The 12,948-nt window shown below is 35.2% G+C and carries 14 protein-coding genes; 2 read left to right on the forward strand and 12 right to left on the reverse strand.

Annotated elements, in window-relative coordinates:
* Positions 1-93: 93 nt before the first annotated feature.
* Positions 94-273: a YozD family protein gene (locus DM800_RS00660; RefSeq protein WP_000658451.1), complete on the reverse strand. Its 180-nt coding sequence runs from the start codon at positions 271-273 to the stop codon at positions 94-96.
* A gap of 150 nt (positions 274-423) precedes the next feature.
* Between DM800_RS00660 and DM800_RS00665 the strand changes: the two genes are divergently transcribed.
* Positions 424-591, forward strand: coding sequence for a DUF3930 family protein (locus DM800_RS00665; protein WP_000456535.1), 168 nt, complete (start codon positions 424-426; stop codon positions 589-591).
* 4 nt (positions 592-595) lie between these two features.
* Here DM800_RS00665 and DM800_RS00670 read toward each other — a convergent pair whose 3' ends face one another.
* The 10 genes from DM800_RS00670 to DM800_RS00715 form a co-directional block, all read right to left on the reverse strand.
* Positions 596-1,258: a hypothetical protein gene (locus tag DM800_RS00670; protein ID WP_000101496.1), complete on the reverse strand. Its 663-nt coding sequence runs from the start codon at positions 1,256-1,258 to the stop codon at positions 596-598.
* 190 nt (positions 1,259-1,448) lie between these two features.
* Positions 1,449-1,664: a YozE family protein gene (locus DM800_RS00675; protein WP_000750728.1), complete on the reverse strand. Its 216-nt coding sequence runs from the start codon at positions 1,662-1,664 to the stop codon at positions 1,449-1,451.
* Between the two features lie 72 nt (positions 1,665-1,736).
* Entirely contained in the window at positions 1,737-2,009 is a 273-nt protein-coding gene (locus DM800_RS00680; RefSeq protein ID WP_000995761.1) for a YokU family protein, read from the reverse strand.
* Positions 2,006-3,427, reverse strand: a complete 1,422-nt coding sequence (kamA, locus tag DM800_RS00685; RefSeq protein WP_000902134.1) for a lysine 2,3-aminomutase — start codon at positions 3,425-3,427, stop codon at positions 2,006-2,008. Before kamA ends, DM800_RS00680 begins: the two co-directional genes overlap by 4 nt.
* A 210-nt stretch (positions 3,428-3,637) precedes the next feature.
* A complete protein-coding gene (gene rocR, locus DM800_RS00690) occupies positions 3,638-5,023 on the reverse strand; it encodes an arginine utilization transcriptional regulator RocR (RefSeq protein WP_097857142.1) in 1,386 nt (461 codons plus the stop codon).
* Positions 5,024-5,122: 99 nt separating this feature from the next.
* Complete coding sequence (gene ablB / locus DM800_RS00695; RefSeq protein ID WP_098133856.1) at positions 5,123-5,968, reverse strand: putative beta-lysine N-acetyltransferase; 846 nt, start codon at positions 5,966-5,968, stop codon at positions 5,123-5,125.
* Positions 5,965-7,233 (reverse strand): peptidase, encoded by a 1,269-nt coding sequence (locus DM800_RS00700; protein ID WP_075311881.1) that lies wholly within the window; start codon positions 7,231-7,233, stop codon positions 5,965-5,967. The genes ablB and DM800_RS00700 overlap by 4 nt, the downstream gene beginning before the upstream one ends.
* Positions 7,234-7,248: 15 nt before the next feature.
* Positions 7,249-7,911 carry a CoA transferase subunit B gene (locus DM800_RS00705; RefSeq protein ID WP_000525267.1) on the reverse strand — a complete coding sequence of 221 codons (663 nt, stop codon included), beginning with the start codon at positions 7,909-7,911 and terminating at the stop codon, positions 7,249-7,251.
* Complete coding sequence (atoD, locus tag DM800_RS00710; protein WP_000208097.1) at positions 7,896-8,594, reverse strand: acetate CoA-transferase subunit alpha; 699 nt, start codon at positions 8,592-8,594, stop codon at positions 7,896-7,898. Before atoD ends, DM800_RS00705 begins: the two co-directional genes overlap by 16 nt.
* Positions 8,591-9,901, reverse strand: coding sequence for an aspartate aminotransferase family protein (locus tag DM800_RS00715; protein ID WP_001205889.1), 1,311 nt, complete (start codon positions 9,899-9,901; stop codon positions 8,591-8,593). The genes atoD and DM800_RS00715 overlap by 4 nt, the downstream gene beginning before the upstream one ends.
* A 1,003-nt stretch (positions 9,902-10,904) precedes the next feature.
* Between DM800_RS00715 and DM800_RS00720 the strand changes: the two genes are divergently transcribed.
* Positions 10,905-11,654 carry a DUF4397 domain-containing protein gene (locus DM800_RS00720; RefSeq protein WP_147786210.1) on the forward strand — a complete coding sequence of 250 codons (750 nt, stop codon included), beginning with the start codon at positions 10,905-10,907 and terminating at the stop codon, positions 11,652-11,654.
* Between the two features lie 33 nt (positions 11,655-11,687).
* Here DM800_RS00720 and DM800_RS00725 read toward each other — a convergent pair whose 3' ends face one another.
* Positions 11,688-12,821 (reverse strand): BA2291 family sporulation histidine kinase, encoded by a 1,134-nt coding sequence (locus tag DM800_RS00725; RefSeq protein WP_000425101.1) that lies wholly within the window; start codon positions 12,819-12,821, stop codon positions 11,688-11,690.
* Between the last annotated feature and the right edge of the window lie 127 nt (positions 12,822-12,948).

The following is a 12,948-nucleotide window of genomic DNA, read 5'->3' on the forward strand; positions in this document are numbered from 1 at the left end:
AAAATTTCCTTTTAATTATACCAATAATTTCCGAATATATTTGTGACAAGTTTGTAAAGAGTAAAAAACGACGAGTTAAGCCCGCCGTTACTTTCACTCATCCTCTTCATCAAAAACTTCATCAATCATACATTTCTCTAATAAATACTCAAATGTAATATCTGCGAGATCTTCAATTTCTTCTCGTTTTGGGACGTACCCTCTTTCAATTAGTTGCTCATAAAAAAACTCCGCAATCTCTTCCGTATCAATTACGACCTCAATTTCCTTCATGAGCATCACTCCTTTATTTCTGTTTTATGAAAAAATCTCAAAATTATGTATATGAGATTAGAAAAATAGTTTTTCTTTTTTTATAGGTCATATCCTTTGGACGAGATGCATACGATGGTAGTACAAGCTATCAAAAAGGGGGATTTAATTATGGAATACCAATATGAGGTAGAACAAGAAGTAGGGCAAACAAAAGAAGAGTTCATGCATGAAGATCAATGGGCAGACTCTCTTATTAAATGGCTTTTTATTTTTTTAATAATTGTAGGCATACCTTATACTGCATATGTTGTTGTTCAATTCATTCTCTCTTTCTAGTTAACTATTTTTTCTCTGTCAATTTAACTAAATAATTATGAACAACATCCATAACAATTTTGTATTCTTCATCTTTAAATGTATCGAATAACAATTGATAATCGTTATAAATATCAAGTAATCCATCAATGATCTCTTGACGATTTGTCTTAACACTCACTTTTTTTGAGTTGTTAATTGACTTTAATTTTCCTAAATCTAATTTATTCATACCAGCTTTATCTTGTTTCATTTTCTTCAAAATTGCATTTGCCGTTTGAGCATTAGCAAGTAACGTTAAATCTGACTCATCCGCTTCTAACCATTCACCATCCGTAATTCGTGACAATTCGTATATAGTATCTTCCCATGCGTCATTTTTATATCTCCATACTTCTGTACGAAAACCAACAATTCGAAACACATCTTTATCGTATCCTGTTACTTGCACGAGATCACCAAATGTGAAATTATAATTTAATTCAATCCACTCAGTTTCACCTTTTTTCATATCTTGCTCTGAAACGTGCTGCAACGTTTGCTCTACGTAAAACCCATCGTGATTATTGACTTCGTAAACGTAAACTCCATCTAAAACCTTCATATTTGTGATTTTACCAACGGTTCCATATAGCGTAATCACGACTATGTCCCCTACGTTATATTTAGGTTGCTTTTTTCTCGCCATCTATATCTCTCCTTTTTTTGACGTCGTGATTTTGATAACAGTATATGCAACCTACATAAAAACGCTTATCACAGAAGCGTATATTCATAAATTTTTTCAATAAAAAATATCACCGTATAAAAAAAATATTTACAACGTAAAAAAAAGCTAGCAAATAGACTAGCTTCACGTCAAAAAATTCATATAGTTCTTATCTCTCTTGTATGTATAAATCCCAAGCTTCATCAAATATAGACATACTTTCTAGCAATCCACTTAACTCTAAGTATGAACTAATTTCATCATAATCTTCAGATTGCTTTGGAAAGCTTAAATCATCATACATTGCTTCTGCTAAATTCGATACTTCATTACTAAATAAAGCTGCACGATGCTTCATCATATAGTGGTAAAATGTCTTTTTCAAAAATATTCCCTGCCTTTCTAACTTGGATACATTATACAAGGCAAAAAAGAAAAAAACCAGCATAAAAGCTGGTTAAAAGTCGAAATAATTTCTTTTTAATAGACGTGGTCTTCCCATTAATTCTTCATATGTTAGTTGTTTTGGTAAATCTTTCGTATAAATTAGAAACAATTGATCTTCTATTTCTTTCACTGTTTGATCTGCTTGATAGTCCATACCACATGAGGAACAAGAAATGCATGGTGTCTCTTGGATTTCAATGGCTTTCGTACCATCTGGTAATTCCCAATATACAGTATTCAAGCTTTCTTTCGCTTCTGTACTGTCACACCACATACAATTCATACTGCATCACCCTCATTTTTTTTGTCGTTTTCTTCTAATTTAGCCATTTGCGATTGATACTTTTTATCTTTAAGTTGATCACGCTTATCACGTTTATCTTTTAGTGATGCATGAGTGTCATTATCTTCATAGTCTTTACGACGGCTCATACGCTGTAAGTCGTCTGGAACAAGGTTAAATTTCTTATCACTCATAAGACCTGCGATACCAACATCTGAACGTTTTTCTTCGTAGTTTGGATAGATTTCTTTAAAGTACCCTTCTGCTCTTCCTGGGATATAGCTCTCTGGCTCTGGATACGTTGTAATAACACCTTCAAAGTTACGAAGCACAACTTTATCTGCACTTTGCGAAATTAAATAGTTTGGTTGAAGCGCAATTTTCCCGCCGCCTCCTGGTGCATCTACAACGAATGTTGGAACCGCATAACCAGATGTATGACCGCGTAAACCTTCAATAATTTCAAGACCTTTAGATACTGGTGCACGGAAATGACCAATACCTTCAGATAGATCACATTGATAAATGTAGTATGGACGTACACGGATTTTTACTAAGTCATGCATAAGTTTTTTCATAATTGGAACGCTGTCGTTAATACCAGCTAAAATTACTGCTTGGTTTCCGACTGGAACACCAGCATTCGCTAGCATTTCACATGCTTTTTTCGATTCCTCTGTAATTTCAATAGAAGTATTGAAATGTGTATTTAACCATACTGGATGGTATTTTTTAATAATGTTACATAAGTTTTCTGTAATACGCTGCGGGAATACTACCGGCGCTCTCGTTCCGATACGAATAATCTCGACATGCGGAATCTCTCGTAAATTTTTTAATACATATTCTAAAATTTTATCGTTAATAAGAAGACCGTCTCCACCAGAAATTAATACATCTCGTACTTGTGGTGTATCACGAATGTAACCAATTGCATCATCTAATTGTTTCTTCGGCACACCCATTCCAATTTGTCCACTAAAACGACGGCGTGTACAGTAACGACAATACATAGAACATTGATTCGTTACTAAGAACAATACGCGGTCTGGGTAACGATGTGTTAGACCTGGAACTGGTGAATCTTCATCTTCATGAAGCGGATCTTCTAAATCATATTTTGTTTTATATAACTCTTCCGAGATCGGTACAGATTGCATCCGAATCGGACAGCGTGGGTCATCAGGATTCATTAGCCAAGCATAGTACGGTGTAATATTTAACGGGATCGTTTTTGTTGAAATTTTAACGCCTTCTTCTTCTTCAGGTATTAAATTAATCACTTTCTTTAAGTCATCCAAAGTTTTGATCGTATTCGTTAATTGCCAAACCCAGTCATTCCATTGCTCTTCAGTAACATCCTTCCACAACTCGATATCCTTCCAGTGACGATTTGGTTTGTATACATCATGTAACATTGCTATTCCCCCTTTTTATACGCTCATCCTTTATATAAGCAATAGTTATGCCAACTTTACATTATTGATAAGTAAATGTACGGTGAACGCTATTACATAAACGAAAAAATATTTGTAAGCACTGTATAAAATCCATACATACTATCATATTCATTACTTTTTATATATGTAAACGCTCTTTTATTGGTGCAAACACACAAAAACCGCCAATTATTCGGCGGTTTTGTCGTACTTACTCAATTTATATTGAAGCGTTTGGCGAGGGATACCTAACATTTTTGCAGCTTGTAATATATTCCCTTCCGTTTCAATTAACGCTTGATCTATTAATTCCTTTTCTGTTTGATGAAGTGCTTCTCTAAGTGGCAATATGCTCTTCTTCTTTGGCAAATTCTCTTTCCGAAATGTACGCGGTAAACAATTGGCTGTTAGTGTATCCCCTTCTGCAATAATGACAGCATGTTCAATCGTATGTTTTAGCTCACGAACATTGCCAGGCCATTGATAAGCTTGTAGTCTTTCTTTCGCTTCCTTATCCATTTGAAGTACACCTTTTTTATAACTTTTATTATATTCGTTCAAAAAATAAGACGCTAATAATAAGACATCCTCAGTTCTTTCACGTAGTGGCGGAATATACAATGAAAAGACATTTAATCGATAATATAAATCAGTACGAATTTTATTCTCTCTTAAACATATTTCTGGTGGCTGATTCATTGCAGTAATAACGCGAACATCTACTTTTCTCGTCTTATTATCACCAATTCGACGAATAACACCATCTTCTAATACACGTAGCATTTTCGCTTGTAAATCGAGAGGCATTGAATTCAGTTCGTCTAAAAACAATGTCCCACCATCTACAAGTTCAAATAATCCCGCTCGTTCAATTGCCCCAGTATAGCTACCTTTCGTCGTTCCGAACAATAAACTTTCTAATAGCGACTCTGGCAAAGCTGCGCAGTTTTGTGCAATAAATGGCTTGTTCTTCCGTTTAGAAGCTTCATGAATCGCTTGTACAAATAACTCTTTCCCTGTTCCTGTTTCCCCATATATTAAAACATTTGCATCAGTTGGCGCTACTTTTTGTGCTAATTCTTTCGTCTGTTTAAATCGAGCATCATCCGTCACAATCGTCTCAAATGCAACATGCTTTTTAATTGCTTTTTTTCTAGATGACCGCTTTATTTTTGACTGCAAATCTACAATTGTATCCGTAAGTTTTTGAACTGTGGAATAATCCTTTGCAATTTCAACAGCCCCAGCAATATTTCCATCTATAAAAATAGGTAACGTCGTATTTACTGTACAAATGTCTTCCCCATTTAAATTTTGATAATGCTGAACTTGATGAACGATTGGTTTTTTTGTATCTAACACTTTCATTAACGTACTCGTTTCCCTAGATAAAGAAGGAAACGCTTCTAACAAATGTTTTCCTAACACTTTTTCAATTTTTGACCCATCGTGTTTTGCAGCTACAGTATTATAGAAAATTGTAATACCATTTTCATCTACTGCGTGTATAGCCTCATCAATACTGCCCAAAATCGCTTCAATGACTTCTTGTGTCGAAACTGCTAGCAATGTCATCCCCCCTTTTGCCGAAAATTCAGCAATCACATGCCGAATTTCCGGCATACCTATATGCGATTATAAGCATGACGATTCCGTTCTATTTTTTATACCGTACTATTTAGACAAATCTTTCACCCATATATTCATATCTTCTAGCTTATCGAAAATGTAGCAATTGTTCGCCAGTCTTCCTGTATACGTATAACCTAACTGATGAAAGGCCGCATTCATTCCGAAAGAAAGCGATCGAGCAATTGTATAGGAGCAGAAAATCGATTTTTCTTGCAGTTCTTCTTCTAACTTAATTAGTAAACTTTTCATAAACCCATGCTTACGATATTCGGGTAAAGTAGCACAATTCGTTAATTCTGCATTTCCTTCTTTTATATTCATTTCTGCAGATGCTGTACTAATTATTTTCCCCTCGAATTCGTACACATAGTATATTGTATCGTCTTCCTTCATCGTTTGTTTTACATAACTCGCTTCGTTTAAAGGAGTCGGATAAACTTCAAATACTTTTCCAAAGACAGCCGCTAATTCTTCCGCATCCTCTTCTGTCGCTTTTCTTAATAAAAATTTCTCTGGTACTATTTTTTCCTTTACTTCTTTTGCTTTAACACCGCTTAAAATGGTATCTTCCTCAGCCCAATGAATACTATTTCGTCTTTCATCATTAATAAATTTCACGAAGAAGTATGCATCGTGACCTTGAAAATAATGCGGTATTGTTGCTTCCAATAAAAAACCGAAAGAGAGCCATGTAGAAACATGCTCTCCCTTTCCTTTAATAATACATTTAGTGAAAGAATGCTTCTCTGCTAATTCGTCAATTGTTTGGATAACCCTCTGAATATTTCCTGTGTAGTGGTCTACTCGAATACGTTTATTAAAATAGTCTAAAACGCCTTCTACTGTATAGCCATTCGTCTGTTCTCTAAAAGATTCATAGTATTTCATTTTTTCACCTCACACCAATCTAGTAATGTACATGCAATAATTTTTGCGGCAGCTATCATTTTATCAACTTCTATATATTCGTTTGGATAATGTGCTACTTTCGTCTCTCCTGGACCAAATACTATCGTTGGTACACCTGAGATTTGTGTAAATAAACCTCCATCAGTCCCCCACGGTGATGCTTCAATAATCGGTTCATTCCCTTCGATTTCAACAAAGTTATGCTCTAGTGTCGTAATTAACTCATGATTTTCTTCTAGTTCACCAGGAACCCATCTCGCTCCAAACCATTCTACTTCTACAGGATTTTCAACAAACCAATTGTCCACATTATTTAATTCAGCGATCCAATTCTCGAACTCTTCTTTTGCTGCCTCTATAGTCTCATTCGGCGCAATACCACATCTTCCTTCTAAATTTAATGAATCAGGAACAGAACTTGGCCAACTCCCACCTTCAATTTTCCCAATATTAATTGGAATTGGAATGGGGATTCCTTTAAATAACGGGTCTGTAATTCGGTCATTTCTCTTCACTTCCAATTTTCTCAAATGATCTACAACAAACATACTTTTTTCAATTGCACTTACTCCTTCATAACGCGTTCCACCGTGTGCTGCTTTGCCTTTCACATGTAGACGAAACCACATGGACCCTTGTTGTTTCGGGAAAAACTTCATATTTGTTGGTTCTGGAATAATGACACCATCTGCTTTATATCCTCGTAATATAGTCGCTAATGTTCCTGCCCCGCCGCTTTCTTCTTCAATTACACTTTGAAAATAAATATCTCCTTTTAATTCAATACCAGATTCAATAATAGCTTCCATCGCAAGCATCAGTGCGACATTGCCGCCTTTCATATCCGTTGTTCCACGACCATATATACGATTCCCTATTTGCTCACCACTATAAGGGTGATGGTCCCACTGATTCACATCTCCTTCTGGTACGACATCAATATGTCCATTTAATATCATAGATTTCCCGTCGCCACTTCCTTTTAAAGTTGCCACTATGTTCGGGCTATCTGAAAAACTTGTACGCGGTGATACAAAATAAGGATGATCTTTCATTTTAGAAAATGAAGGTTCCCAAATATCAAGATCTAAACCTAGCTCACGTAATTTTTCAATCACAATTGCCTGCGCACCACTTTCATCACCAGATACGCTTTTTTCTTGAATTAATCGTTTTAAAAATTTTACGCTTTCCTCTTCATGACTCTCGATATAATCACAAATTTTCTTTTTTAATTGCTCCATATATTACATCTCCCCTCATTCGATTACTAGTAAGTTAGAGCCAATTTTGAAATCAGCTTCTGTATGTTGTTTTATATCTTCCACTGTGTATGGACTCATTAATTCTTGTAAAACGAGTCCACCCTGCGTCACTTCCATAACTGCCATATCCGTAATAATTAAATCTACACATTTCTTTGAAGTTAATGGTAATGTACACTCCGAAACAATCTTTGCATTTCCGTATTTATCGACATGATTCATCACAACAACGACCCGCTTCGCTTTTTGTGCCAAATCCATCGCTCCCCCAATACCTGGAACGCGTTTTCCTGGTACAATCCAGTTCGCTAAATCACCATTCTCACTTACTTGTAATGAACCAAGAATCGTTATGTCTAATAAACCTTTTCGAATCATCCCAAACGCTGTGCAACTATCAAAATAACTCGCTCCTGTAATAAGAGAAGTCGGTAAACCTGCTGCGTTACATAAATTTTCGTCTTCATTCCCTTTTCTTGGCGTAGGTCCCATACCTACAATTCCATTTTCCGCATGAAACATAACGTTTATATCGTCAGGAAGATGATTCGGTACAAGCGATGGTATACCAATACCTAAATTTACAATCATACCATTTTGTATTTCTTTCGCCGCGCGCCTAGCAATCTTATCTCTCACTTCTACGCCCATACCCATTTCCAATTCACTCCTTCCGACGGTACAATATAATTTACAAATACTCCTGGGACAACAATTTCTTCTGGATCTAAACTTCCAAGTGGAACGATTTCTTCTGCTTCTACAATCGTTATATCCCCTGCCATAGCTACGTGAGGATTCATATTACGAGCACTTTTATCAAACACAAGATTACCAAACGGATCCGCTTTTTTCGCATATACAATTGCAACCTCAGCAGTTAATGCTGTTTCAACTAAATATGTCTTGCCATTCATTTCAACTGTACGTTTTCCCTCTTCTACAATCGTATCAACACCTACATCAACTAATACACCTCCAAGTCCTACACCACCAGCACGAATACGCTCTGCTAATGTTCCTTGAGGAGAAAACTCGATTTGTAACCTTCCTTCGTTTAGCTGTCTTCCTGCATTTGGATTTGAACCAATATGTGAAGTAATTAATGATTTTACTCTTTCATTCGTAACAAGACGACCGATTCCTACATCAGGAAATCCCGTGTCATTTCCTATTAAATTTAAATTTGTAACTCCTTTTTCTAAAATCGCCTGTATTAAAGATGGAGGGGATCCAATCCCCCCAAATCCTCCAAACATTAATGTCATATCATCGTGGAACAAAGAAATTACTTCCTCTATCTCTTTTAATTTATCGAATGTATTCGTAATAGTTGTCATGCGATACTATGCCCTCCTTTTTGCATCATTTCTTCTACACTTTTTGCAAAAATTGAAAGTAATTCATCTAACTCGGAATATGTAGTTGTCATCGGCGGTGCTACAAGCAGTGCACTATCTTCTTTTCCTGCTTGCCCTGAAACAGCTTGGTATAAAAGAAGACCATTTTTAGCTGCAACCGAAATAAGTTCCGACGCTTTTGTAAACGGTTGCAATTCTACTCCAATCAGCAACCCTTTTCCGCGCACATCAGCAATGATTGTCGATTGTTGCTGAACTTTCTGTAGTCCTTTTATTAAATACTCTCCCTTTTCTGCTGTTTTTTCAGGTAGATTATGTTTCTCCATATATTCAATAACAGCTAGAGCTGTTGCTGCAGATAATGGATTTGCACTTAACGTATGCCCACTCATTACAGAACGCGATCCACGTAAAATTGGCTCCATAACACGGTCACTTACAATCGTCGCTGCCATCGGTGTATATCCAGCTCCTAAACCTTTACCAAGAGTCATAATATCCGGTTCTACACCCCAATGCTCCATCGCAAACCATGCGCCAGTACGACCAAGCCCTGTCATTACTTCATCAGCAATAAATAAAATATCGTAATGACTGCAAATATCTTTAATGACTTTATAATATTCTTTCGGCGGAACGACTGCGCCTCCAGCTGCTCCGATAATCGGTTCAGCGATAAAAGCTGCGATATGTTCTGCACCAATTCTTTCAATTGATCTTTCTAGTTCAGTCGCACAAGCAAGCTGACAAGTTGGATATACCTTTTGCACCGGACATCTAAAACAATATGGAGCTGGAATAGTTGGATAATCTTCTAAAATTGACACGAAACGTTGTCTGCGCAGTGGATGCCCAGACATTGATAAGGCTCCCATCGTAATACCGTGATAACTCATCCATCGTGACAAAATTTTATGCTTCCCTTGAATACCTCGCTCTTGAAAATGCTGGATTGCAATTTTCATAGCTGTTTCATTTGCTTCCGTACCACTATTCACAAAAAAGCTCCAGTTCAAATCTCCTACACTTAAATCGCTTAATTTCTTCGCTAATTTTTCAGCTGGTTCACTCGTAAACTGTGATCTATAAACGAAAGCAATCTCCTCTGCTTGCTTTTTTATAACATCTGCAATCTCCTTTACGCCATGCCCAATACCTGCCGTAATTGCCCCTGACGAACCATCAAAATATTTATTTCCGTTTTGATCATACAAATACACACCTTTTCCATGTGAAATCATTGGATACGGCTGACCAACAAGTGGTTTAATTAAGTAATCGCGCATAGCGCTCCCCCATTTCTCCAATTTGTATATATATATGAAGAAAATTGACGTTTCTTTCATAAAAAAGAACCCTCTGCGAAAGCAGTGATTTTATCAAAAAACTATTATAAAATATACAAATGAGTGCTAAATATTAATTTCGAAAACAGAAAATTCAGAACTTAAAACGAAGACCAACCCTTATCTATACGCTCCAATAACCCTCCTTTATATAAAATAAACGCTTCACTACATATTTTCTTAACATAATATCAGCTTCCCTCAATTGCCGACATTGTGTAAACTTCGACGAAACTCCCTTTAAACTCCTTCCTATTCTCCTACTTTATATTGCATATTTTCAAACAAATATCGACAATTAATCCTACTAAATGCATAGCAATTATTTTTATAGAAACCTATATTTTACATACATTCTCCTCCGTTTTATACAATAAAAAAAGAACCGATTAACCACATTAATCAGTTCGGCACGACGCTCTTTTATCGGTTAATACTGCCACTTGCTAACGTAAATAGAAAAAATAATGTTACAAATTCAAAATTCATCCTACATCGTAAAGCACAAAATCGTCCATAACTCCATTCACAATTCCTTTTTGGATATCCCCATCCCAATATTTTATTCCTTTCCTTATGTTTAAACTACCTTTCCTTTATAATTTATGTAGGACAATTATCACTTTGTATGTGTATTTGCCCATTATTAAAAAAATCCCTAGTTTCCTAAGGATTTTTGGACATGTTTTCGATATGTTACTTCATACGCTCTTAAGGTTTTTTATTTCGAAATATACATTGTAATCGGTACATCATCATCTAACATAGATGATATATTGCTGTATACTCTAGAAAATTATAAGGCTCTTTCGCCTAAAAAACACTTATCCTTAAGCAATACTCTTTATTAATTTTCAACTTTTCTCCTTCAAAAAACAATTTTTTCGCATAACCTCTTTCTTGTTAAGCATATAGTTTTAATGATGACAAAGGAGGAATATTCATGTCTCAATCTGAAATCGAAAAATATGGACAAGAAGCTGCACGTTACGAACAGCTCGCTCGTTACTATCAATTTAAAAATCCGAAAAAATATGTAGAACTATATATGAAATATTACGATGCGCTTACGAAACTTGTACAGGCGTATGAAAAAAGAGATTCACAAGAAGCTGCTTTACCGTCACACATACGTTTTTTTCACTCTGCTTCCAATACACCTGCGGTTGACATTTTAGTAAACGGGCAAAAGGTTATTAAAAATATTTCATTTAAACAATTTAGTCCCTATTTAACATTAGTGCAAGGTAAATACCGTATAGATATTGTCCCTGTTGGAAATGAAACTCCCATCTTTTCAGCTTTAGTACCAATAATGGGGAATCACACTTATACTTTTGCCGCAATAAATAGTGACAATCATCTACAATTACAACCTATGCTTGATAATACACATTTACCAGCTGGTCAAGCAAAAATACGCTTTGCACATTTTTCTCCAGATACCCCTGTTGTAAATGTAGATTTAAAAGGTGGAGATCATTTATTTGAAAATGTACTCTTTAAACAAATAACAGATTTTTTGGAAGTTAGTCCTGGTACAGCAGATATTGAAGTTTCACTCGCCGATAATCCCAGCGTCTTACTAACTATACCGAATTTCAAAGTCGAACCGAACATCATATATACAATTTCATTTTTAGGTTATTCAACTAAAGATCCTAAATTAGAAGCCGTTATACTTACGAATTAAAACAGTCTACACCATTCATTTGGTGTAGACTGTTTATTTTTGAAATACAATTTGAAATTCTGTCCATTCGTTATCTGAACGGCACATGATGGACCCATTATGTTTTTCTACAATTTGTTTACATACAAATAATCCAATACCAGTTCCTAACTTTTTAGTAGTTACAAATGGTTCGAAAATCATTTCTACACTTTCAGCTGGAATCATTGGCCCATTATTTTTTATCACAATTCGAATCGATTGATCTTCTTCAAATACATCAATGATAATTTTCCGTTCTTCTTTCATTGATTCTAGAGCGTCAATTGAGTTCATTAATATATTTAAAAATACTTGTCTCACTTCACTCCGATAGCCAACAAGTGGAATTGGATACGGTAAATTCTTTTCAATCGAAACATTTGCATTGACCAAACTCGGATATAAGAACTGTATAATATCTTGAAACAAATCATTAAGCCAAAATTGTTCTGATTTATTCCACATTTCTTTTTTCGATACGAGTAAAAATTGCGAAATACGAAAATTTAATTGGTCTAATTCATGCGAAATAATATCTAAATAAGATAAACTTGGATGATCTGCCTTTAATAATTTAACAAATCCCATAATTGAAGTGAGTGGGTTACGGAATTCATGTACAAAACTTGCTGACATTTGCCCTAAAATCGTCAGCCTTTCTTTATGTGTTTCGTTAATATATTGCTGTTTTTCCTCTAAATTTTTTGATATAATTTCCGAGTATTTTAAAACAGTATAATAAATTAATTTATCAAAACAAGTATGTATTTGGGCCATAATCGGTTTCAATTCACGTGCGCTAACATCTAATTCACACATCGCTTCGAAAAGTTCATTTCTTCCCACATTTGCATTATAAACAAAGTCTCCAATATTCGCATCTGCCCCTGCACGTTCAATAGCAATTTTCTCGCATAATGGCTGAAGATAATCTATATCTTTTTCTTCCATAGTAAGTTCGATAATTAACTCTAATAAATCCTCTCCATTTTGAACTGCTTCTAGTTTAAATGGATCTTTATCGGAAATTATCATTTTGTTTTTCCAGTTCTCAACGAATTGGTGCCTGTTGTTTTTCAAGTGCGAACAAAATACTTCTTTAATATCCTTATCGATTGGAAAAACCCCCATTCCCTCCATTTCCATGCGACGAACACCCTTTATATTTTGAATATTAACACAAAAAATGCGATTCGTTAATAGATTATTGTCACATTTTGTTAATATGTGTTGATAAAATTTTTAATGTCCTTATTAATTGTTTAGATTGATA

Source organism: Bacillus sp. AY18-3, assembly GCF_008042305.1.
Lineage (GTDB): Bacteria > Bacillota > Bacilli > Bacillales > Bacillaceae_G > Bacillus_A > Bacillus_A wiedmannii.